The sequence below is a fragment of the Acidisphaera sp. L21 genome (genome assembly GCF_009765685.1).
Lineage (GTDB): Bacteria > Pseudomonadota > Alphaproteobacteria > Acetobacterales > Acetobacteraceae > LMUY01.
Genome location: NZ_LMUY01000093.1, coordinates 16,558 through 38,471, shown reverse-complemented (window position 1 = coordinate 38,471; position 21,914 = coordinate 16,558). Strand labels below are relative to the sequence as shown.

At 61.8% G+C, this 21,914-nt stretch carries 21 protein-coding genes and 2 pseudogenes; 11 read left to right on the top strand and 12 right to left on the bottom strand.

The genetic code is table 11. The features are described 5' to 3' along the window. Positions 1-809, bottom strand: an 809-nt coding sequence (locus GSQ76_RS18665) for an IS5 family transposase (protein ID WP_254070497.1), incomplete at its 3' end; no start/stop codon positions are given. Positions 810-1,297: 488 nt separating this feature from the next. Beyond that, the gene (locus tag GSQ76_RS18660) at positions 1,298-1,483 is read right to left on the bottom strand and encodes a hypothetical protein (protein WP_158745644.1); all 186 of its coding nucleotides are present in this window, start codon (positions 1,481-1,483) and stop codon (positions 1,298-1,300) included. Positions 1,484-1,958: 475 nt separating this feature from the next. Between GSQ76_RS18660 and istA the strand changes: the two genes are divergently transcribed. Then, positions 1,959-2,744 (top strand): IS21 family transposase, encoded by a 786-nt coding sequence (istA, locus tag GSQ76_RS31960; protein WP_158745643.1) that lies wholly within the window; start codon positions 1,959-1,961, stop codon positions 2,742-2,744. A gap of 927 nt (positions 2,745-3,671) precedes the next feature. On the opposite strand, the pseudogene GSQ76_RS31955 reads toward istA, so the two are convergent. From GSQ76_RS31955 to GSQ76_RS18640, 3 genes and pseudogenes are all read right to left on the bottom strand, one after another. Next, a pseudogene (locus GSQ76_RS31955) lies at positions 3,672-4,820 on the bottom strand (recombinase family protein); the annotation flags it as partial. 258 nt (positions 4,821-5,078) lie between these two features. Next, positions 5,079-5,558, bottom strand: a complete 480-nt coding sequence (locus GSQ76_RS18645; protein WP_158745642.1) for a helix-turn-helix domain-containing protein — start codon at positions 5,556-5,558, stop codon at positions 5,079-5,081. A gap of 167 nt (positions 5,559-5,725) precedes the next feature. Continuing rightward, positions 5,726-6,013 (bottom strand): DUF5372 family protein, encoded by a 288-nt coding sequence (locus GSQ76_RS18640; RefSeq protein ID WP_158745641.1) that lies wholly within the window; start codon positions 6,011-6,013, stop codon positions 5,726-5,728. Between the two features lie 11 nt (positions 6,014-6,024). On the opposite strand from GSQ76_RS18640, the gene GSQ76_RS18635 reads away from it, so the two are divergent. From GSQ76_RS18635 to GSQ76_RS18605, 6 genes and pseudogenes are all read left to right on the top strand, one after another. Next, on the top strand, positions 6,025-6,816 hold the full coding sequence (locus GSQ76_RS18635; protein ID WP_158745640.1) for a Mu transposase domain-containing protein: 792 nt from the start codon (positions 6,025-6,027) through the stop codon (positions 6,814-6,816). 10 nt (positions 6,817-6,826) lie between these two features. Further along, positions 6,827-7,748 (top strand): annotated as a pseudogene (locus GSQ76_RS18630) (ATP-binding protein). A 114-nt stretch (positions 7,749-7,862) separates the two neighbouring features. After that, positions 7,863-8,144, top strand: a complete 282-nt coding sequence (locus tag GSQ76_RS18620; RefSeq protein ID WP_216851142.1) for a hypothetical protein — start codon at positions 7,863-7,865, stop codon at positions 8,142-8,144. 121 nt (positions 8,145-8,265) lie between these two features. Beyond that, positions 8,266-8,532 (top strand): hypothetical protein, encoded by a 267-nt coding sequence (locus tag GSQ76_RS18615; protein ID WP_158745637.1) that lies wholly within the window; start codon positions 8,266-8,268, stop codon positions 8,530-8,532. Positions 8,533-8,596: 64 nt separating this feature from the next. After that, positions 8,597-9,157: a CopG family transcriptional regulator gene (locus tag GSQ76_RS18610; RefSeq protein ID WP_158745636.1), complete on the top strand. Its 561-nt coding sequence runs from the start codon at positions 8,597-8,599 to the stop codon at positions 9,155-9,157. Between the two features lie 112 nt (positions 9,158-9,269). Next, positions 9,270-10,427 (top strand): PHB depolymerase family esterase, encoded by a 1,158-nt coding sequence (locus tag GSQ76_RS18605; RefSeq protein ID WP_158745635.1) that lies wholly within the window; start codon positions 9,270-9,272, stop codon positions 10,425-10,427. Positions 10,428-11,184: 757 nt separating this feature from the next. Here GSQ76_RS18605 and GSQ76_RS18600 read toward each other — a convergent pair. The 5 genes from GSQ76_RS18600 to GSQ76_RS18580 all read right to left on the bottom strand — a co-directional run bounded on the left by GSQ76_RS18600 (position 11,185) and on the right by GSQ76_RS18580 (position 15,785). Further along, positions 11,185-12,441, bottom strand: coding sequence for a sodium:proton antiporter (locus tag GSQ76_RS18600; RefSeq protein ID WP_158745634.1), 1,257 nt, complete (start codon positions 12,439-12,441; stop codon positions 11,185-11,187). Then, complete coding sequence (locus GSQ76_RS18595) at positions 12,438-13,802, bottom strand: DUF2254 domain-containing protein (protein ID WP_158745633.1); 1,365 nt, start codon at positions 13,800-13,802, stop codon at positions 12,438-12,440. The genes GSQ76_RS18600 and GSQ76_RS18595 overlap by 4 nt, the downstream gene beginning before the upstream one ends. Continuing rightward, positions 13,765-14,013, bottom strand: a complete 249-nt coding sequence (locus GSQ76_RS18590) for a hypothetical protein (RefSeq protein ID WP_158745632.1) — start codon at positions 14,011-14,013, stop codon at positions 13,765-13,767. The genes GSQ76_RS18595 and GSQ76_RS18590 overlap by 38 nt, the downstream gene beginning before the upstream one ends. A 485-nt stretch (positions 14,014-14,498) precedes the next feature. Then, positions 14,499-14,900, bottom strand: a complete 402-nt coding sequence (locus tag GSQ76_RS18585) for a hypothetical protein (RefSeq protein ID WP_158745631.1) — start codon at positions 14,898-14,900, stop codon at positions 14,499-14,501. 9 nt (positions 14,901-14,909) lie between these two features. Further along, positions 14,910-15,785, bottom strand: a complete 876-nt coding sequence (locus tag GSQ76_RS18580) for an SDR family oxidoreductase (RefSeq protein WP_158745630.1) — start codon at positions 15,783-15,785, stop codon at positions 14,910-14,912. A gap of 303 nt (positions 15,786-16,088) precedes the next feature. Between GSQ76_RS18580 and GSQ76_RS18575 the strand changes: the two genes are divergently transcribed. Continuing rightward, the gene (locus GSQ76_RS18575) at positions 16,089-16,358 is read left to right on the top strand and encodes a hypothetical protein (RefSeq protein WP_216851141.1); all 270 of its coding nucleotides are present in this window, start codon (positions 16,089-16,091) and stop codon (positions 16,356-16,358) included. Next, positions 16,355-16,666: a hypothetical protein gene (locus GSQ76_RS18570; RefSeq protein ID WP_158745628.1), complete on the top strand. Its 312-nt coding sequence runs from the start codon at positions 16,355-16,357 to the stop codon at positions 16,664-16,666. The genes GSQ76_RS18575 and GSQ76_RS18570 overlap by 4 nt, the downstream gene beginning before the upstream one ends. A 548-nt stretch (positions 16,667-17,214) precedes the next feature. On the opposite strand, the gene GSQ76_RS18565 is transcribed toward GSQ76_RS18570, so the two are convergent. Both GSQ76_RS18565 and GSQ76_RS18560 read right to left on the bottom strand, forming a co-directional pair. Further along, complete coding sequence (locus GSQ76_RS18565) at positions 17,215-17,889, bottom strand: SOS response-associated peptidase (protein ID WP_256367002.1); 675 nt, start codon at positions 17,887-17,889, stop codon at positions 17,215-17,217. A gap of 24 nt (positions 17,890-17,913) precedes the next feature. After that, a complete protein-coding gene (locus tag GSQ76_RS18560; RefSeq protein ID WP_158745626.1) occupies positions 17,914-18,351 on the bottom strand; it encodes a cysteine hydrolase family protein in 438 nt (145 codons plus the stop codon). A 403-nt stretch (positions 18,352-18,754) separates the two neighbouring features. Here GSQ76_RS18560 and GSQ76_RS18555 point away from each other — a divergent pair, with 403 nt between their 5' ends. Next, positions 18,755-19,408: a cytochrome c3 family protein gene (locus GSQ76_RS18555; RefSeq protein ID WP_158745625.1), complete on the top strand. Its 654-nt coding sequence runs from the start codon at positions 18,755-18,757 to the stop codon at positions 19,406-19,408. Next, positions 19,396-21,914 (top strand): 4Fe-4S dicluster domain-containing protein (locus GSQ76_RS18550; protein WP_254070495.1); only part of this gene is annotated, 2,519 nt, incomplete at its 3' end. The genes GSQ76_RS18555 and GSQ76_RS18550, both read left to right, overlap by 13 nt.

The window sequence follows — 21,914 nt, the reverse complement described above, 5'->3', positions numbered from 1 at the left end:
GCCCGCCAGTTGTAGCCAGCGGCCTTCTGCCAAGCCATGCGGCCACGCTCCGCGATGATTTTCAAGTGCCGATCACGCATCGTCGGCGCTGTCTCGGCTGTGTCGCTCGGCACGGCGCTGGAGCGCGGTGGGACGATGACGGACGCCTCGGGGTTGCGCGCGACGACTTCGCTGAAGACGCCGTCCTGATCGGAAGCACCGTCGGCAGTGAACGAAGCAACCGGGCCATCGACCTGATCGAGCAAGGCGCCGACCTGGGAGGCGTCGCCCACGTCGTTGGCGGTCAACGTCGCCGCCTCGATCTGTCCGGTGTCGGCGTCCACAGCGATGTGAAGCTTGCGCCAGGACCGCCGTGTCTTCGTTCCGTGCTTCTCGAGCAGCCATTCGCCGGAGCCGCAGAGTTTCAGCCCGGTGCTGTCGACCAGCAGGTGCACGGGACCGGAACCTGACCGGGCGCGAACCACGTCCAAGCTCTCGGCCCGGCGGCTCAAGGTCGTGTGGTCCGGCACCGCGAGATCGATGCCGAGTAGGGCGATGATGGAGCCGACCAGCCCTTCGGTCTGACGCAGCGCCAGGCGGAACACCGACCTCAACGTCAGCGCCACCGTAATGGCTAGAGCCGAGTAGCGCGGCTGGCCGCCTCGCGTTGTTCGGGGCTCCGCCTTCCACGCCGCGATCGCCGCGTCGGTGAACCAGATTGTCAGGCTGCCGCGCTGACGCAGGGCCGCGTCATAAGCCGCGGAGTTCGTAACCCGGTGACGCTGCTTTGGGATGTGGTGGCGACGATCGGCATTGGCTTTGAACGGCACGGACGCACCTCAGGACACAGAGGGCAACACGCCCAGCATCATCCTACCCCAGCTGCTGCGCCGGCGGTCCATGCAACAAAGTCCTCCTGACGCTCAGCGTGACGAGCTGCGCGAATGGTCAAGGGACTGGTTCGTTCTGCCTGATCGCACACCCGATCCGACCTGCAGCGGCTGACGTTCAAACCATGTCGCCAGGGTTGGTGCAGCAGGTGTTGGCCCACGATAAGACGGGGCAGCAAATTTGCGGTTGGAAGCCCTAATTAAGCATGTTAACGATTGAAATCGGAAATGCGATTGCATGCGGGGATTAGAGACGCCATGTCTTGGACGAAGTGCCCCTACGTTGTTCGTAATCGGCATGGAAAGTTTGTAATCGAAGATACTAATGTCTGGCCTAGCGATATCGTCCGCTTACGTCATAATGGCGCGAATTGGCTGGCCATCACCTTCAATGTTCCGACGAAGGCTGTCGAAAGCATCGTTCGTTACTACGAGGAAAACTCCGCCTCCATCGACGCTGCCGGCATCTGATCCGCCGCTGCTGCATCCCAGCCCTCTACCCAGGCCAATTCATCGCCGTCCAGATCACCGGGGATGGCACTACGGGGAAGGCCGTTAGCATAGTCCTGCTGGCCCATCAGCCGCAGTGACTCTCGCAGTGAGCGGACAGGCATACAGGACCAGCTCCGTGACAAGAAAATCAACTCACGGGCGGGTTTCATACCGAGGTGTGAATACCTCGTCAACGAGTCATTCTCGTAACGGTATTGACATCGGCTTCTGAACGAGCATCACACCGGCTGGTGCGAATCGGTTGACTATATGACGGGCGGCTAAGCTCGCCATCCGGCAGCTTGTTTCGCGAGTGAGCGAACCGCCGGAGGCGTTCAAGGCGGATGCCAACAGGGTTTCGACCTCATCGTCGGTCAAGCGTTTACACGGTGGATCGAACATGTGCGGATTCCGATCCAAGGCGGCCATGTATTCCGATTTGATCCCGGCCACCCTACCGATTTGATGGCGGCCACCATTCCACTCTGATCCCGGCCACCTCTGAGGAAGAGGGCATCCGGAGGAGGAGGTCGTCTCGTAGGCCAGTGTTCACCTGGGTCCAGTGTCGTCTCCATCGCAATTGATGGAGGGGGTTGGATGCCGACGGAGAGACTGTCCATGCGGCGGATACGGCAGGTTTTGCAGCTGCATTTCGGAGTGGGCGCCAGTGCCCGGGTGATCGCCGGAGAACTCGGCGTGGGTCGCAGCACGGTGCAGGATTATCTGGCGCGCGTGTCGGCGGCTGGATTGATGTGGCCGCTGGCGCCGGATCTGACCGACGAGGCGTTGGAGCGGCGGCTGTTTCCGCCACGTAACGGCAGCAAGTCTGGCGCCCGCCTGTATCCCGAGCCGGACTGGTCCGCGCTGGCGCGCGAGATGAAACGTCCCGGCGTAAACCTGTCGGTTCTGTTCGAGGAATATCAAGCGGCTCATCCCGAAGGGTACCGATATAGCCGTTTCACTGAGTTATACAGGGACTTCGAGCGCCGTCTCTCGCCGACGATGCGCCAGTCCCATGTCGCCGGGCACAAGGCATTTGTCGATTACTCCGGCAAGAAGGTGCCGATCGTTGATCCGGAGACGGGCGAGATCACAATGGCAGAGATCTTCGTCGCTGTCCTCGGCGCGTCCAGCCTGACATATGCCGAGGCGACCTGGACGCAGAGCCTGCCGGATTGGATTGGCGCGCATGTCCGGCTGTTCCGCTTCGTGGGTGCCGCGCCGCGACTGCTGATTCCCGACAATCTCAAGAGTGGCGTCAACAAGTCCTCTTTTTACGATCCCGAGATTAATCGTACCTACGCCCGGATGGCGGCACACTACAATGTCGGCGTTGTTCCGGCGCGGCCAAGAAGGCCGAAAGACAAGGAGAAGGCTCCATAGTGCACCTTGTTCGGTTAATGGCGTGGTGGTTGGAACAAGCCGCGCGGGTTGGGTGTGTTTTCCGGGTTTTCCCTTTGCGATGTTGTAGCCGGCGGGAAGTTCCCAGAGGCCACGATTGTAGTTGTCGCTGAGGTGCTTTTTTATTAACCCCTGCCGACCCCATTCCTGCACAGTCGTAAGCGTGATGTCGAACCTGGCGGCGACCTGTTCCGTCGTTAGCAATCCCCGTTCGATGAGGCGTTGTCTTCGACTCGGCAAGTTATAGGCCCCTCTGATGAAGTCGATTTTTTTCAGATTAAATGGTTTCCCTTCCCATGTTCGAAGGCCGCGGGCATTGAAGATTTCGGCGATCTCACGGTCGCAGTGTTGTTCAAGCAGTCTGTTCACCTCTGCGACCAGATCCGGCTTAAATTTGCGGATTTGGGCGATCGGCAGCGGCCGATCCAAGGTCAAGGTTCGCGTTGCGCCTCCCGACAGGCGAACATGGGCAATGATTTTGTCTGCCTTGATCAACGTCACATCGGCGATGAGCAAACGCAGGATGCGCTTTCGTTCGCGGACGTCGACACGAGGGTCGTTCCAGATCCTGGGGAACTGCTCGGTCAGATTGAGAATGCGGCGCCGCATCTCAGCGTCCAGAATGGCGGCTTCCTCTGGGGCGCGTCGCTCGTAATCCTCAATAACGTCGGCATGAAGCCGAAGCTTGTCGTTCCATTCAGCCTCGAGTGCGTTGGCGACGAGGCGATTGTCCGGATCGACCTTCATGTAGCGGCGCTGAGCCAGCTCGGCATCATAGCGCAATCGCTCAATATGCTTGCGTCGCAGGGTGTCGGTTTCGGCGGTGCGGGCTTCAAGCTCCCCCTGAACCGCGAGACTGACCTCCAAGGTCATAGGAGCCATAAGTTCGAGCAAAAGCGTGCTGATGGCCGGATCGACCACCTTGCCCGGCACCGTCTGGCAGACCTTGCCGCCCCTGCGCGTTGCGGTCTCTTTGCATACGTAAGTCGGAACGCACCGACCATATTCCTGACTGTACTGGATCGTCATCCGTCCGCCGCAGAGGCCGCAAAGAACGCGTCCCTGGAGCAAGCCAGGCCCCTCTCGCACCGGGCCGCCCGTCCTGCGCCCGATCGTATAGGCCTGAGCATTATCAGTAAGCTTTTCTTGGTTCTCCCTGAAGCGCTCCCAGTTGATGTAGCCCGGATGCATATCTGGCATGACGACCTGCCACTCAGCCATCTCTACCTTAATCTGTGACACACCGCCGCCCGGCCTTGGGCGACCCTGTGTCCGTCCATAGACGAAGGCGCCGGCATATCTCGGATTGTGCAGGACCTGCAGGATGCGCGCATGCCGCGGAGGCGCCCATAGAACGTCGCCCTTTTGCGGGCCCTTGCGCAGCCGGCGGGGGAAGAGGGTGCCGTGGTCCAGGAAGTACTTGACCGTTCGAGTGGCGCTGCCGAGGCGCTCAAAAGTGGAGAACACAAGGCGTAACGCAGCTTGGACTTCGGCATCGGGGTCGAGTTCGAGAGCGCCGTCAGGTCGGTAGACCAGGCCAACAGGTGCGCCGATCCGCAGTTCGCCGCGGCGAGCTTTATTGATCTGGCCGCCGCGCATACGAGCTTTGAGAAAGTGTAGCTCGGCCTCGCTCATGGTGCCCTTAAGCCCGAGCAGCAATCGATCGTTAAAACCGGCAGGATCGTAAATGCCGTCCTCATCCAGAATGAGAGTTCGGGTCTGACCGCAGAGTTCGAGGAGCCGATGCCAGTCAGCCGAGTTGCGCGCCAACCGGGAGACCTCCAGGCCCATGACGATGCCAGCCTTGGTCAGTGCGACCTCGCTCACCAACTTCTGGAAGCCGTCCCGAGACTCAGCGCTCGATCCAGATTTGCCGAGATCACAGTCGATGACATGGATGCGATCGGCCGGCCAACCGGCGGCGACGGCGCGCTCGCGAAGAGCGTATTGTCGCTGGGTGCTTTCGCCATTCTCCACAACCTGCCGCAATGTCGATTGGCGGATGTAAAGATATGCGTCCCGCCGAAGGTGATCGGCGGTGATTTTAAGATCGGGCATGGGCCGACTCCGCGTTCAGTGTGACGACAAGACCGGCTAAAAGGACTGCAAGCTCACTTGCGGCTGGAGCGCCGGGCGACAGCTGCGGCGGGGCCGGGCGCGTCGGCGTGGGTGCCGGGGATTTGGACACGGTCCGCATCCACGCGGTCATGCCTTGACGGTGGAGGGCGCCGAGCCCAGCCATGGTCGTTACGGGCGCGCCAAGCACCGTCGCCCGCAGTTGTTCGTAGATGTCGACGAGGTCGGCCGCTCCGGCGGCTACAGCGTCTCGAGTCGTTTTTTTTTGCGCGCCATCGCCCGTTCGAGACTTCGTCGGTGCACCGAGATCCCAAAGTGGACGGCTATTTCCGCGATGCATTGCGTGACGGTCATATCCGGCCTCGTCGCCTTCAGTTCGCCGACAAAGGCCACGACCTCCGCCGAGAGTTTGTGGCCGCCCTTGGGACCTCGCTGTAATGGGACCAGGCCGGGTAAACCCTGGTCGGCCAGGGCACTTTGCGCCTTGTAAAAGGTTGGCCGAGAGACCCCGAAGTCGCTGGCAACCTCGCTGATGGGCACGCCGTCGGCCTGATGACGTCGCACCATCTCGTAACGCACCTGAACAAGATCGCGGGCGTCGAAGAACGGATTGCTGGTGAACAGCGCATCGCTGACAACTTCGGGATGGGGGTTGAGCGCACCATCTTGAGCGAGCGCGGACCCCTTTGTATCGCCTGTTGTGGGCTTGGGCTTGGCCACCACCAACCTCAAAACTGGTCCGTAAACATAAATATGCCTCAGTGTGGAGATTGTCAAACGCCGCCGCTGCCGAGGGCCCCCAGTATCTTAAAAGAATAACCGAATCGGGGAGAGCGTTGAGGCATGTATGCGGCGTATTCCTCATTACATATGAGGCGTAGTTACGTTTACACATCGCGTACCTCTTTGGCCGTGGCGAGACGATCAAGGACACCAATCAGCCGCTGGAGATCGACGACGCGGAAAGCGGCGCGACCAGCGGCGATATCCCGGAAGCGATCGAGGGGCGCCATGTCCGTCATGCTGACCGCAATGGTTGGCAATGTGCCATCCACCGCCCGGTAAACCACACGTTCCTCACCCCAGTGCGGGCTACAGCTGACGACATCGAACGTATGACCGCGGAGGGGATGAAACGGATGCGTGATGCAGACCGTAAGCGCGGTCGTCCCCACACAGACCGCAGTTGACGGCTTTATCCAAGGCCGCCGTGGAAGCGGGCGTACGCTTTGCCCAGTCTTATATTCTGGGTCGGCTGCGCAACCTGACCTTCTTTTCACTGACCGAATGCAATGCCGCGATCGCCGCAGCGGTTGAGCGAATGAACAGTCGCGAGATGCGCCGCCTCGGCGTCAGCCGCCGGCAGCTGTTCGAGGCAATCGAATTGCCGGTCATGCAAAAGCTGCCCGAACAAGAGTATGAGTATGCGGAGTGGCGCCTCGCGCGCGTCGGCATCGACTATCATGTCGAGGTCGATGGATTCTTCTATTCCGTGCCACACGCGCTGCTTCGTGAGCAGGTCGATACCCGCGCGACGACGCGCACCATCGAGATATTCCATCGCGGTACGCTCGTGGCCGCGCATGCGCGCCGATACGGCGGTCAGCGTCATAGAACGCTGTCAGACCATATGCCTAGCGCGCACCGACGGTATGCAGACTGGTCGCCAGAGCGGTTTACCCGCCAGGCACGCGATATTGGCCCCAACACCGAGGCCCTGATCTTGGCGGTGCTCGCGCGCCGACCGCATCCCGAACAGGGATTCCGCACCTGCATCGGCGTGTTGCGGTTGTTTCGCGGCATCGAGGCGGCGCGCGCGGAAGCGGTCAGCAACCGCGCGATCGAGGTCGGCGTGCTGACCTACGCCAGCGTCGCCTCGATCCTCAAACACCGCCTCGACAAATCGGCGTCGCCGCAAGCCGCGGACGGCACGCCTTTGCTGCACGCCAACATCCGCGGCTCTGGCTACTTCCATTGAGGACAGCACCATGTTGAACCATCCGACACTGGATCGCCTGCGCGAGCTCGGCCTCGACGGCATGGCAAAGGGCTTCCGCGACCTCGCGGCCAATCCCGAAAGCCGCGCTCTCGAACACGGCGAATGGCTTGGTCTCCTGGTCGATCAGGAGTTCACCCTGCGTCAGCAGAAGCGGTTCGAGGCGCGAACCCGCACCGCCAAGCTGCGACAATCCGCAACCGTCGAGGAAGTTGATCTGCGCATCCCGCGAAGCCTGGATAGAGCGCTGTTCCTGCGCCTGTCCAGCTGCGATTGGGTCCGCGAGCACCGGCATTGCCTCATCACCGGCGCCTGCGGCACGGGCAAGAGCTTCATCGCTTGCGCGCTCGGCGACAAAGCCTGCCGTGATAATCTCTCGGTTCTCTACCAGCGCAGTTCGCGATTGTTCGGCGCGTTGGCACTGCCCTCCGTTGCTATTCCAACCGCTGACGCGGCTGGAACCTTGAGCAACTCCGCCCGCGGCGATGGCCGCTACGCGCGCCTGATGCGGCAACTGGCCCGCGTCAGCTTGCTCATTATTGACGACTTTGGGCCGGAGCCGCTCAACGCCGAGCAGCGGCGCGACCTGCTGGAGATCGTCGATGACCGCTACAACTCCGGTTCGCTGATCATCACCAGCCAGGTGCCGGTCGACCGGTGGTACGAGAGTCGAACTAAAATCAACGCCGAACCACGCCCAGAGCGCCGATCGCTGACCAGATAACAGTTATCATACAGCGGATGATGCGGATCAACGACGGTGATCTAAGCGACTCGTCGTTCAAGCGTCGTGGCGTCTACAGATCCTCGGTGATCCGACGCTGGCCGACGCCATCCTCGACCGCCTCGTCCACAACGCCCACCGCATCGCGCTCACCGGAGAGACCCTGCGCAACCCAAAGAACGGGAAATGACGCGGATTAGTCACGCCGATGGGTATCCCTTTGGCCGTCGGCGCCACTGCAATGCGTAACGTAACGGAGGTCAGGACCATGCCAAGAGGCCGCAAGCCCGACGCAGACCACGCCATGAGCAACGCCGAGCGCCAGGCACGCTATCGTGCGCGTTGCGCAATGGCATCGCCGAACATCGTGACCCGCCCCCGCCGTCCGACTGACCGGCGTAGCCGCCCCACGCGTTGGCGTGACGCAGTCGCCGAACTTCTCGCGCTGCAAGCGAAATACGCCGCCTGGTCGGACGCTCTGCCAGAAAGCCTGCGCGAGAGTTCAATGGCGGAAACGCTGCAGGAGATCGTCGATCTCGATAGCCTCGCGGCGATCACGCCGCCGCGTGGATACGGGCGAGACTAGTCGCTATGAAATGGTGCGTGCCCGGAAACAGTCCCAAGCGCGGGTGCGGCCTTCGAGCCTCGTCGCTTGACCAATCATGCGCCATCTGAGATGACCAAATCGGCCCACGAGACGATGCCAGGTGGCCGCCATCAAGTTTGGAATGGTGGCCGGGATCAGATTGGAAAAGGTGGCCGCCTTCTTCCGAATCCACATGATCATCGAAGAATACCTTTCTGGCACCGTAATTTCCCTGCTTTTTAGCGATCCAGGGATATCTGTCTTCCTCGTCAACAATCCCAAGAAGCCAGCTCACCTTTGGCGAAAGAACCCCTTTTCCAAACCGACCCGTAACGATCAGAGACATAGTCCAAATATCATGCTTGGCGCTGGCGAAGCATTTTTGTAAGCATTATGCTTGCATTTCTGCCGCCGTAAGCTATATTCCCTCTTATGGAAGGGGGAAGCAGCCTATGGTTGACAAGTTGACGAACCCCGGAAGGGCAATAGGTGGCCGTGCGAGAGCCGAGGCCCTGAGCGCAGAGCGCCGCAAGGAGATCGCGCAACTGGCAGCCCGCAAGCGGTGGGGCTCGGAAAGCGGAGACGTTCCCCAGTCCGTCCTTTCGTCTGCAGTCCGCAAGCCGAAACCAGACCTCGGGGAAAAGCAGTCGGTCAACGTTCCTTACGTGGACCTCGGCCACATCGACTTGCTCGTGTCAGAAGGCATCTACGCAAGCCGGGACGAGCTCATCCGAACGGCCATCCGCAACCAGCTCGACAAGCATGCGGAGGTAGTCCGTCAATCCGTCGTCCGCCGCAGCCTCGACCTCGGACTGCGCCACCTCGATCGGAAAACGCTGGAAGCAGTGCGCGACGCGGGCGAGCGGCTTGAGTTAAAGGTTCTGGGCTTGCTGACCATCGCCAACGACGTCGATGTCGCCTTGGCCACCGAGACCATCGCGTCAATCCAGGTGCTGGGTGCGATGCAGGCGCGTCCCGAGATCCGCAAGGCGCTCGCAGACCGTACACGCTGAAGTGCCCAACGCGCCGCGGCGGCCCATTGAGGGAGCCGAGGGCGCGAAACGGGAGCCGGTTGCCGGACCCGAACGGAGAAGCCCCATGGGATCTCTAATGAGGAAGAAGCCAATGACCTTGTTCGCCAACGCTTTGCGCGAAGCCTCTCGCCTGACCGAGGCCGGTCGCCTGATGGAAGCCACGGCTGCCATCCAGCGCATGCTGGCAGGCAACGCCACCGCTGCTGCCACCGCATCGGCAGCGGACGATGTCGGCCTAACCATCCAGGGTTCTGCCAAGCGCGTTGGTGAGCATCAGGCGACACATTCGTTCGCTTCCAGGCCCAGCTTTCTCGGGAAGGTTTCCCTGAAGGATCTCGTGCGACCCAAAATGCATGCCACGTCATTTTCCGGTAGCGTGCCAGTGCCAGAAGGTGCGAATTCGGAATGGTCAAACTACGTTGGACCCACGGGTTCTCGCCGCTACATGGTCTACGTCCCAAGTAGTCATCGCACGGATGTCCCTTCTCCGTTGGTGGTCATGTTGCATGGCTGCACCCAATCGCCCGGTGATTTTGCGGCAGGAACCCGAATGAACGAGGCCGCCGAAGCGGGTAACTTCCTGGTGGCGTATCCCGAGCAGACGAGCGCCGCCAATATGCAGAAGTGCTGGAATTGGTTCGTGGATGGTGACCAACGCCGCGGCGCAGGTGAGCCTGGGGTAATCGCTGGCATCACCCGCGAGATCGTGACGCGGTATGCCATCGATCCCTCACGTGTATACGTTGCGGGATTGTCGGCGGGCGGCGCGATGGCTGCGATCTTGGGCGAGGCCTACCCGGACCTCTACGCCGCAATTGGCGTCCATTCAGGTCTGCCGTGCGGAGCGGCGCACGACATGCCGTCGGCTTTCTCCGCCATGCGTCAGGGCGTGCCGGCCAACGTCTGCGGGGGTCAACACGCGCCAATCCGCGCTATCGTTTTTCACGGCGACAGGGATACCACTGTAAACCTGCGCAACGCCGAAGCCGTGGTCGCGCAGGCGATTGGTGGAGCGGCGCTGGTAACATCCTCAAAAAGTGGAACCGCGCGCGGCGGCCACGGCTACACCCGAACGGAGTGCAGGGACGCTGCCGGTCACACGGTTGTGGAACAGTGGACTATCCACGGCGCGCCGCACGCCTGGGCCGGGGGGTCAGTCGCGGGTAGCTATACGGATCCGCGGGGCCCGGACGCCACCGCCGAGATGGTGCGCTTCTTCCTGAATTCCACGGCGCCCGTAGTTCATTGACTGAAATCGACCGGACGGGGCGGCTTACGAGCGGCCCCATGGTTGCCCGCGCATTTGCCCCTGGTCCAGCGCGACTGCCTCGTCTCAGGACAGCGCATATCCTGCATGATACTGCGCGGTGCTCCATTCAGACGACCCGCGGGGAAGCGCGAAGCCTCGTGCCCTAAGCCCGTCTCTTCGATGTGCCGCCTAATAATGACATCGATGGGCTCGGTGCCTGTCACAAGGCTAGCGCCAATTTCAGACTGCCAGTCGAACTCAGCTCTCAAGATGATTGCCCCTACGACCAAACCTTACGGTTGTGGTCGTGGTTTCTAAGCTGTTCAACGCCATGAGCGTCACACCCAAAATGAAGACACCGTTACCGGCATTCTCGGTCTCGTCGTGGACGTGCCGCCAGCGGCATCTTGGACTCTAACGAGGCGGAGAATGCTCGGAGGCCCGAGCACATCGCGGCACAGTTCAACCGCCAAATTGAGGCCTTCCAATCTTGGGCCGCCCGCGCTGTGGTAGCCAATCCGGGTATTATCAGCATTATACGGGCTTGTAGACCGTCGAACCTATATATGAGGATATTTCGGATTTCCTGGATTTACGAAGCAAATCCGAACGACGTCAAGAAAACGGCTTTTTGAGTGGGACCGGGAAGTAGGTTTGCATCATGCAAACCTACAGGGGAGCCTGCAACAGGTCCGTGAGGCGCACGAACCAAGGGGCACCCAAGTTGTGGCGGAGCGAAATCAGGACCCGACCTGGTTCAGCTCTCCGGTCTGGGTGCGTAGAAGTGCCGCGCAACCCGCTCAATCGTCAGTCCTTGGACGACGATGGTAAATACGACCACGCCATAGCACACAGCCAGCAGCGTTGCCCGGTATGGGCTGTCCGGGAGACCGAGAGCGAGCGCCACCGAGATGCCGCCTCGCAGGCCTCCCCATGTCAGCACTACCAGGACCCGCCCGCGGGTCGGGCCGCGGAGGTGAACCGGTATCGTTGACAGGAACACGCTGATGGCTCGCACAGCGACAGAAAGCGGTATTGCCACCAGTGCTGCCACGACCTGAGAGGCGTGGAATGCCACGGCCACGACCTCAAACCCAATGAGCAGGAACAGTAGCAGGTTCAGGATTTCGTCTATCAAAGACCAGAACACAGTGACCTCATGCTGGCCCTGATCAGTGATGGCAGCCCGGCTGGGTCTGGCACCCATGGTCAGCCCGGCCATGACGACCGCAATTGGGCCAGACAGTCCCAAAGCGTTGGCCAAGCTGAAAGTGCCGGTCGCCAAGGACAACGAGAGCATGAGCTCGAGGTGAGCATCGTCGACTGCCCTCATGAATTGGACGGCTGTCCATCCAAGGACAAGACCAAGTAGCCCGCCGCCAACGGCCTCGACTAGAAAGCTCCCGATGATATGGCTGCCACTCGCCATAGACCCGTCGCCGCTCGCGACGCCAAGCGCCACGCCGAAGATGACGACACCCACGCCATCGTTGAATAGACTTTCACCGGCGAATACCGCCTGTAGAGGTGCAGGCAGCCCCAGGCGACGAAGCATACCGACCACGGAAACTGGATCTGTCGGCGCCAGGATTGCTCCCAGGACGATGCACCACACCAGCGGCACTGGCTGGCCCATGAGGGGGAATATCAGCCACATACCACCGCCAAACAGGCCTACGGCCAGCACGGTGCCCAGAATGGCCAGTGCCATTACAGATAGCTTGCGGGCCCACAATTGACCAAGGTCGACCTGTAAGGCTCCGGCAAAAAGCAGGAAGGAGAGTACGCCATTCAACAGCGTCTGCGGCAGATTGATGGTGCCGAGCAGAGATTGCGCCATGGCCTTGAGGTCGTAGCCGGGGATGAGCGGGTCAGCCGCCAACATCACGGCCGACACCAGTAAGGATATCATCAATACTCCGATAGTGTTGGGCAGCCGGAGGGTCCGGTAGTTCACCACACCAAATACGGATGCCAGCGTCAGCAGGATGGCGAAGAAGGCCAGCGGCGTCATGCAGCCTCACCTGTCTCGTTGCCGCGTGGCAGATGACCGCGAGTTATTGTCAGAAAATGCTGGTGGCGAGCAAGGATGTCATCTAGGTCCGCCTGGTTTCCCGTTGTCCGGCGTCCGTCATCGACAACCAGGGAAGCATGGCGCCGCAATGTGTTGACCCGGCCTGAGTCGCGCTCGCAGCTGGCGACGGACGCGAAGACCTCCAATAACCTCATCAGCACCGCTGGGCTGGACGACCCGTTCTGCCGGATCATGTGGAACATGGCATCGGCCAGTCCCGCATAGTCCGTCGACGGCACAACCAATGCTACCTTGTCGTCCTTGAGGAACACTCCGGTTGGGAAGTGCAGTCGCACCACATCACAGAGGACAGCGCCCAGCCGGTCCACCACACTCATAGCGGTGTGCGGGTCATTGATACCGGGGGACAGAGCTCGGACCGCAACCTCGACTAGCTGCCGCACAGCAAACTCCAAGTCAGCCGAGCTGACCCGCTGAGGTCCAAGTGCCGTGGCCCGGAGAATGGCAGCGTCCACTCCGTCCGCAGCAGGAAAGACCAACGCGATGGATGCCCCCGGAAACACGTAGTCACCTGGCCGCACCAGCAGCCGTATCTCGGTGCGGTTTTCCGCCGCCCAGGCGGCAAGCCCCTCACCATCGAGTTGCTGGAGATAACCCCGCCTGGCATCGGTGACCGATGTGGCGCCAGGCCAGAACTCCTCCGGCGGCGGCAGGGGCTGCGCTTTGTCCACCATCAGTCGTCCGACTGCTGTCCGAACATCTTCGCTTACAAGCTCGATAACGGTGTCGACGTTGATGCGTCCAGCCATGTGACCCACGAAGAACACCAGTGTGCCGACACAGCCAAAAGCCAGCAGGATGCCCACCCTCAGCGACAGATGGGGGACGAACTCCCCCTCGCTGTGCGTCCGCACGCTCCTTAGCACCATCAAGGCATAGGAGAAGGTCCCGAGATACACACCGAGTGTAAATTGATTGCCCCTGTCTCGTGTGAAGTTGCGGAGCAGCCGTGGTCCCATCTGTCCGGCGGCCAGCGATCGGGCGGCAATGGTGATGGAGAAGACGGTGCCTGCGACGCCGATAGTCGAGGATGCAACGGCGCCGAGCAGCGTCCGCGTCCCAGTGCCACCCCCGCTATATAACCATGAGCTCTGAATGAGCCACTCTGGCACCAGGCCGCTGCGGTCGGCACTGACAAGGCCCACGGCGAGAAGAACGCCAAGCAGCACCATTGCACCCGGTAGAATCCAAAACCGTTCGCCCAGGTCGGCCACCAATTTGCGAAGGTGAGCACTCACGCCGTCAGACCGGCGGACGGGCGATGAGCTGGCACTGAGCATTCACACCAACGTCGCCACGGCTGGCACCAGGCGTTGAGCCGTCGTCGTCATAAATCACAAGGACGGCATTGGCGTGGGTGAGGGCCTGCGGCGCCATAATAGTGGCCACAAACTGTGCCCGGCTGTCTGTTTTGAATGAGTTATTGGATTCGGTGCTTTCGAGCGGCGTGAAGCCGACGGGCACCAAACGCGACGAGGATGCAAGTGACATGGATGGTTCCTTCTACGCCACCAAAGTAGGGTCCCAACTGGGTGGGTGACACGTTGGTGGCGAGCCAAAAGCAGCCGCCACGCAACGCCAGCTGCAAGATGCAGTATGGCTATTTGGTCGGCTGTGGAATTCCTGCCAAGGAATCCCGCAGCGCCTGGGTCGAAACCTCGACTGCACCCCGATCCGGCCGGGCCAGGTCTTGTCAAAACAATCAAGAAGGTCAGCAGGGCCGCTAGGACCACCATGGAAATGTGCCGGTTCACGCCGCTGACCCCAGCACTGTAGCCTGCAAACCCCATCGAGATAAGCGCGGTGCCGGCCAGCATCAGGAAAATGACCGTTGGCATGTGGTTCCGCAAAGCCGTCAGCCGCTTCTCACCGACGTTGTTCATCTCGTTCAGGGATGCCACGAACCGGTAGGCAGGCAACGATTGCGGCGCTGCCGCCGTCACTGCCACCGCTCGCTGCCAGAGTTGTGCCTGGAGCTACGTGGACTTACTCACGTCCACCTGAAACTTTCCCGCGTCGTAAGGCACGCCAAGGTTCAGGCGCACTCGTGTATAGGATCGTAGCAGGTCCAGGATAGGAGCTTGGTCGCCCAGCGGCAGCATCAGCGCGAAATTGGCAGTACTGCCAATCGCATTGGCTTCTTCAAGCACCACCGGTCGCCGCAGGTCGTAGCGGGCGACTGCCATCGAGTAGGTGAACGCCACCAGGAGGGCCAGCAGGCCAAGGCAAGCAGTGGCGACGCCGCTGGCACCACTGTCAGCGCCAAGCCTGCCGGCGCGGCGGCCAATCACGATGCCGATTTCTGCTGCGACCAGCGTGGCGAGGAGTAGGCCGCCGCCAAGAAACATCAGGCTGGTGGAGTCGAGGAGCTCAAACAACACGAGCCCTCAACCGCCCGTAGCAAAGCCCGGATACAGCGTCATTCCACCATCAACAAACAGCGTTGCCCCGGTGACGTAGTCTGCTGCGTCCGATGCCAGCCAGACGGCAGCTTGGGCGATGTCATCCGGCTCGCCGATACGCTTGTAGGGCACGAGCGTCATCAGATCCGCATATGCTGCTGGCGTGTTCCAGGCTGCCGTATTGATCGGTGTGCGGATGGCACCGGGTCCGATGGAATTTACCCGGATGTAGAACGGGGCCATTTCTTGGGCCACGCTCTGCATCAACATGTTCACGCCGCCCTTGGACGCCGCGTAGTTTGCGTGCCCCGTCCAGGGGATGACCTGATGGACCGAACTCATGCAGATAATCTTGCCTGCTGCCTTGGATGTCACAGGCACTACGCCGCGGCGTTTGAACTCCCGCGTGGCTGCCCGGGCACACAGGAACTGGCCGGTCAGGTTGATGCCGATAACGGTGTTCCAGTCGTCAAGTGTCATTTCGTCGAGCTTGGCATCGCGCTGGAGACCTGCATTGCTGACCGAGATGTGCAGCGTGCCGAAATTAGCAATCGCCGCGGCATACATAGCCTCGACCTCGTCCTCCTTGCTGACATCGGCTTTGACCGTAATACATTTGCGCCCCATGGCCTCGATCGCGTGGGCGACCTCGTCAGCCGATTCTGGATGCGTGACGTAGTTCACCGCCACGTCGGCACCAGCCTGGGCGAGCCCAAGGGCCACAGCCCTGCCGATGCCAGAATTGGCACCTGTGACCAACGCAGGCTGGCCGGTCAACACCTGGTGGTAAGGCGCGTTCGGCAGGCGCGCTGGGTCGAACTGCGCAGGCGCCTCAGGTGCCTTGGGTGTGTGGTCGCTCATAGCTGTACCTCCGGCGGGCGGCCGGGATGACCACATGTGGCCAACGGCTGTCAGGCACCTTTGTTCCCGACACGCTTGTATTGGCTGAGAAAAAGGACGCTGCGCAATATTCAGAGCGGCCACACACGAATCCGTGTTCTCCTGCGCTACTGCATCTCCGGCTCAGTCGATAAGGCGTTGCTCGGTTCCCTCGTCCCGCAACTCGTACACATTCGCGGCAAATATCGGCTCGCCACGCTGGTGCAGCTCGTGGGCAAGGACTCCAAGCAGATGTGACCCGGCCAAACTGTGATCCTGGCGCATTTGATCGAGGTCATCCTTATAGAAGCGCTCGCTCACTGCAAGACCCGACACTTCACCGGCTCGCGCCAACTGATCCAGCGCCAATCTCGGCGACGCCCCGTAAAAACCGCACCGTATTTGGTCCGGCTTTGGACACCGACCGATCTCACGAGAGAGATCATCACCATCGACCAAGCGGCGCTGCGCCACGCCATCCGGGAACAGCGCGAGGTACAGTTCACCTATCAGGACCAGCGCGGCACGGCGACGGGACGGGTGGCTGCCCCTTGATCATGGCATTCTACGGCGCCGTCAGGCTGCTGGCGGCATGGTGCGAAGTTCCCAATGGCTTCCAGATATTCAGAATTGAGCTCATGTCGGAGTTCGTCGTGCTGGAAGCGACCTTCGAGTCTATGGCCGACCAGACGGCGCACGATTTCTTCAAACAGGACGGCGCGAAGGCACAAGCCAATATGAATCGCCGTGAACTGGATCAGCAGTATCCACGTCGGCCCTCACCCAAGCCGGCGCTTGGCACCGAGGGTAGGGTCAACATTACGGTGAGCTGGACTGCACGCTCAGTACGCCGAAACGTTTAGAGAAATGCCCGTCGATCCTCGCCCCGTGGAAGCGCACGCGCTGTATTCCGCAACCGTCTATCAGTCGTCTGGCGCCGATCGTTCTCCATTACCGGGTAAGGACACTCCGCCAACATGAGAGCGATAAGCTGCATGACCTCCGACGCCGGGTCGGAGATGTCGGAAAAGGACTCGAACTGAGGGTCTTCGGACGGTACCATGTGTCTCATGATGAGCACAAAGTTCTTCATAACAGTTAACGCGCGAATCTTTCGATCACCCAGCGTGCTTCTCGTACGGGCGACACCGTGGCGGTCAGCCGGTGGAACCCGCATCGCGCAACCAAGTGCGTCAGAGACCCACGTCGCTCCACTCCGCCACCCCTGCTACCTGACACGCTGGGCCAGACGGGCGGCACGTCGTGCCGGGCCATCGGCTCTCAGCGAGCACCGCTCGGCCGCTTGATGGTTTCGTCAGCACGTCGTCGGCGGCAGCACGGTGGTCGTCGGTATTCGCCCGGCCTGATGAGGTTTGAGATCACGTTGCCTCGTGCCGTCCCAAGACACTGTTCAAGTCAACAGATCACGCGTGCCCAACGGCTTGAATCCGCCTATCCCGTCTTTCTTCTCGCCTCTTGCGACTACGCGCAGCCCGCCGTCCCGTAGCGAGCGCTGAAGGGCTGCCGCTTCAACCCACGGCGCCGACATCCACGCTTCAATCTCGGCTTCCGTTGTCAGAATGACCGGCATTGCCTTGGGGTGGACGGCACCGACCTCGGCGTTCGGCTCTGTGGTCAGGAAGCCATAGAGGTCGATGGTAACCTCGCCCTCTTTGAGCTTGCGCACCGATTTCCACTGCGGAACCCAAATTCCGGCGAAGAAGGCCAGCGGTCGGTCTTCGCTAAACGCAAACCATACAGGTGGTCGCCGGCCATCGGGTAGCACCTCGTTCTCGCTGAAGCTCGTGAAGGGTACCAGACATCGGAACTCTGGTCCTAACCAGCGGCGCCAATGCGGGCTTTTGTTTCGAACGTTGGTCACGCCCGGATCAGTCTTCTTGCCTTGTAGTGCGAAAGCGGGTGACGGCATGCCCCAGCGGGCCATGGCCAATTCTCTTCCATCAGAGCTATTTCGAACGATAGGTGCCGCGTAGTCTGGGAAGACGCCCGGCAGTGGTGGTAGATTGCCCGTGCGGTCTATCATCGCCTGCGCGATGTCGCGGATCGCAGTTTGATTTTTGGTGATACTATAGAGTTACACATTTACAGCCTAGCCCATGTGCCCAATCAGCGTCGCCTGATCCGTCATCATGGCATCCCCCATGAACCCGAGATTGGTCAGGCTGCGTTCTGCTGCTTCTGCATGTCCATGGCCGCATGCGTCCTGCACCACGACGGGAATGAAACCAAGATCGGCGCCATGCCGGGCTGTTGGGTCAATGCCAATTTCGGTCGCAACCCCGCAAATGGCGAAGGCACTCAGTCCACAATCACGCAGCACCATCGCCAAAGGAGTGCCCTCGAAGGCCGAGAAGGTGATTTTGTCGAGCACTGCCTGGTTCGGCTGAGGAATTAACTCGGGCACAATCTCGAAGCCCGGTGCTCCCCGTAGAAACCAAGGCTTGACCGCCGCTTCAAAACCCCACGATGTGCCATCTTCATGGCTTTGCGAATCACCGTGGTTAGGATCCAGTGCCTCCAGCCGCATTTTCCCTCGGTTATCTTGCACCGGGAGAAGTAGGTCGGTTCACCCGTTAGCGCGCTAATGAGCAGCATCTACGATCGTCGTTGATCGCCATTTAGCGGCAGACGAGACGACATCACTTTCACCAGCTGGGAGATCGTCATCCTCAATGCCCCCCCGGCACTGACGACCCTGAATTTACAAAGCAATCGACTGACCGCGCGATTAGTCGCCCTCGGATTGAGGCGTCAGTCTTTCAAAAAGGAACCCCACGGTGGGAGCCACCACGAAAGAGAGCCAAGCAAGACCTTGCCGCAGCCCGCTTTGCGTGATTTGTTCAACATGCAAATGGCCATCCGTCTCCTAAAAGCGTGATGGATGGCGATGTGGGCATGGGGTCCCAGACCGATGGAGAGTGCGCGACGGCATGGCAGCAATCTTCCGTCCCCATGCCAACGTTGCGGCGAAGGCCGTTTTACTCGGATTGGCACTCCTGCTGCTCACCGGCACGGCATGGTGGTGGGGTTACCCGCGAACCGACTACGCCCGCCGGGTCGGCTACACGATCGACCAGCCCATCCCATTCAGCCATGAACACCACGTCGCGGGCCTAGGCATCCAGTGCGAGCTATGCCACTCCACTGTCGAGGTATCGGCGAAGGCGGGCATGCCACCGACCTATACCTGCATGACGTGCCACTCGCAGATTTGGACCAATGCAGCCGTGCTGGCGCCGCTGCGCGATAGTTTAGCTAGCAACACCCCCATTGCCTGGGGGCGAGTGACGAATTTGCCCGACTACGTCTACTTCAATCACAGCATCCACGTCGCCAAGGGGGTGGGTTGTTCGTCCTGCCATGGGCAAGTCGACAAAATGGCGCTGATGGCGAAGGCGGCCCCCATGACGATGCAGTTCTGCCTCGACTGCCACCGAAACCCGGGCCCGCAACTGCGCCCCGAAAGCGAGATCTTCAACACCGAGTGGGTACGCACGACGACGATGCCGTCCCCAGCGGCGATGGTGCAGCACTATCATATCGGTGGCCGCAACCTGACAGATTGCTCGATATGCCACCGCTGACCGGGCGCCCCCGCGGCGATACAAGGCAATGGCGCAGCCTGGTCGACGACCCGGCGCGCGCTGCGCAGGAATTTCCCTCCCTGGCCGTCGCCTTGTCCCGCCCGCGCAGCCGCCGAAACGTCATGCAGTTGATGGCAGCCAGCATGGCCCTTGCCGGCTGCGACCCGGGCACGCCGGACGGGCATCTAATACCCGCCGTTATCGCCCCGCCGCAGATCGTCGCCGGGCTGCCGAACATCTACTCGACCGCAAGCACTGCCGGCGGCAGCGCCATCGGCATCACGGTCGAGCACCAGATGGGACGCCCGCTGAAGGTCGAGGGCAACCCAAACCACCCCTCCAGCCTCGGTGCGACCGATCCATTCGCGCAGGCGATGATCCTGGATTTCTACGACCCGGACCGATCCGGCGCGATCCTCGCAAAGGGCAACCCGGTGGATCGGCAGAGCCTGGAGGCCGCGCTGCTGGACGTGCGGGGCAGGCTTGGAACAAGCGGCGCCGGGCTGCGAATCCTCACCGGCATGGTGACCTCGCCCAGCCTCGGCGCCGCAATCGACGCCGTGCTGGCGCGGTATCCCGGCGCACGCTGGACCCAGTGGGAGCCGGTGTCCCGTGACGCCATCCATCGCGGTGCCATGCTCGCCTATGGCCGCCCGGTCGTGGCGCTTCCCCAACTTGCGGCGGCGGATGTCGTCTTCGCCCTGGATAGCGACCTGCTCAGCGCCGCGCCGGGCCACGTGGCCCATGCCCGCGCCTTCGCCAGCCGCCGCAACCCGGTCCGCGCCGCCATGAGCCGGGTCTACGCCGCGGAGCCGACGCCGACCCTGACCGGCGCGGCCGCCGACCACCGCTTCGTTGCCACGCCGGGCGAGCTGGCGGAGATCGTCAGCGCGCTCGCCGCCAGCGTGCTGCATGGCACGCCGGCTGCCGGGCCATCATGGCTGGCCGCAATCGTGGCCGACCTGCAGGCCCATCACGGGCACGCCCTGGTCCATGCTGGCCCCGATTTGCCCGCCGAAGCCCACGCGCTGATCTTCGCAGTGAACGAGGCACTGGGCGCGCGCGACACGACTATGCGCCTGATCGACACTCCGCTTTACCGCCCGGCCGATGGCGAGGCCGGCATTGCCGATCTGCTGGAGGACATGCGAGGCGAGAAGGTCGACACCCTGCTCGTGCTCGACAGCAACCCGGCCTTCGCCCAGCCCGGCTTTGCCCAAGCGATGACTCGGGTGAAGACCAGCATCGTCGCAGCACAATACGCCGATGAAACCGCCGTGCTGGCCGATTGGCACGTCCCGCAAGCCCACGCCTTCGAATGCTGGGGCGATGCGCGCGGGCATGACGGCACGGCCTGCATCATGCAGCCCCAGGCCCTGCCGCTATTCGGCGGCCGGTCGCCGCTGCAGGTCCTGGCTCTCCTGACAGGATCGTCGTGGATCGATACCCAGCAGGCAGTGCGGGCGCAATGGGCCAAGTTTCTGTCCGATGATGCCTGGAACGCCGCGCTCGCCAGCGGCGTCATCCCCGGGACGGCAAGCCCATCCGCAACGGTGACTCTCCGGACGGATCTGCCGCAGATTGACACACCGCCCGCCCCGCCACTGACCGTGCTGTTCCGACCGGACCCGCATCTATGGGACGGCCGGCACGCCAACAACGCCTGGCTGCAGGAACTGCCGCGCCCGCTCACCAAGCTGGTGTGGGACAACCCCATCCTCGTCTCCCCCGCGCTTGCCGCACAACACAAGCTGGTCAACGGGGCGGAAATCGCCCTGCGCGTGGGCATCGAGGAGGTCCGGGCACCCATCTGGATCATGCCCGGCCAGGCACCCGGCTGCGTCACCGCTCTGCTCGGTTGGGGGCGCCTGGTAGTGGGCGCCGTCGGCGTCGACACTGGGTTCGACTTCTATCCCCTACGCGCCGCAAGCGGTGCGGCCACGCTGCACGTCACCGGGAACCAGCGCAGCGTCGCCAGCACCGACCACCACGACGTCCTGGCTGCCGGACCCGGCGACATCGTCCGCCACGGCACGCTCGCCGAGTTCACCCGGGACCCGCACTTCGCGAAACCCGACGAAGACGGGCCGGGATTATACGATCGCCCACCCGGCGGCCCCGTCGCCTGGGGGATGAGCATCGACCTCAACGCCTGCATCGGCTGCAACGCCTGCGTCGTCGCCTGCCAGGCGGAGAACAACATCCCCGTCGTTGGCAAGCAGAACGTGATGGACGAGCGGGAAATGCACTGGCTGCGCATCGACCGTTATTACCAGGGCGACGCAGACGCGCCGGAAAGCTTTTTCCAGCCCATGCTGTGCATGCATTGCGAGCAGGCCCCCTGTGAGGTCGTCTGCCCCGTCGAGGCCACGGTGACGGACCAGGAGGGTCTGAACACCATGGTCTACAATCGCTGCGTTGGCACACGGTTCTGCTCCAACAACTGCCCCTACAAGGTGCGCCGCTTCAATTTCGGCCCCTACGCGCGAGACGAACACCGCCCGCC

Excerpts from the sequence above, each read along its gene's own strand:
- GSQ76_RS18660 (WP_158745644.1), bottom strand. The coding sequence starts at position 1,483 with ATGCCTGTCCGCTCACTGCGAGAGTCACTGCGGCTGATGGGCCAGCAG.
- istA (WP_158745643.1), top strand. The coding sequence starts at position 1,959 with ATGCCGACGGAGAGACTGTCCATGCGGCGGATACGGCAGGTTTTGCAG.
- GSQ76_RS18620 (WP_216851142.1), top strand. The coding sequence starts at position 7,863 with ATGAGCAACGCCGAGCGCCAGGCACGCTATCGTGCGCGTTGCGCAATG.
- GSQ76_RS18610 (WP_158745636.1), top strand. The coding sequence starts at position 8,597 with ATGGTTGACAAGTTGACGAACCCCGGAAGGGCAATAGGTGGCCGTGCG.
- GSQ76_RS18605 (WP_158745635.1), top strand. The coding sequence starts at position 9,270 with ATGACCTTGTTCGCCAACGCTTTGCGCGAAGCCTCTCGCCTGACCGAG.
- GSQ76_RS18600 (WP_158745634.1), bottom strand. The coding sequence starts at position 12,441 with ATGACGCCGCTGGCCTTCTTCGCCATCCTGCTGACGCTGGCATCCGTA.
- GSQ76_RS18595 (WP_158745633.1), bottom strand. The coding sequence starts at position 13,802 with ATGCTCAGTGCCAGCTCATCGCCCGTCCGCCGGTCTGACGGCGTGAGT.
- GSQ76_RS18590 (WP_158745632.1), bottom strand. The coding sequence starts at position 14,013 with ATGTCACTTGCATCCTCGTCGCGTTTGGTGCCCGTCGGCTTCACGCCG.
- GSQ76_RS18580 (WP_158745630.1), bottom strand. The coding sequence starts at position 15,785 with ATGAGCGACCACACACCCAAGGCACCTGAGGCGCCTGCGCAGTTCGAC.
- GSQ76_RS18560 (WP_158745626.1), bottom strand. The coding sequence starts at position 18,351 with ATGCGGCTGGAGGCACTGGATCCTAACCACGGTGATTCGCAAAGCCAT.
- GSQ76_RS18555 (WP_158745625.1), top strand. The coding sequence starts at position 18,755 with ATGGCAGCAATCTTCCGTCCCCATGCCAACGTTGCGGCGAAGGCCGTT.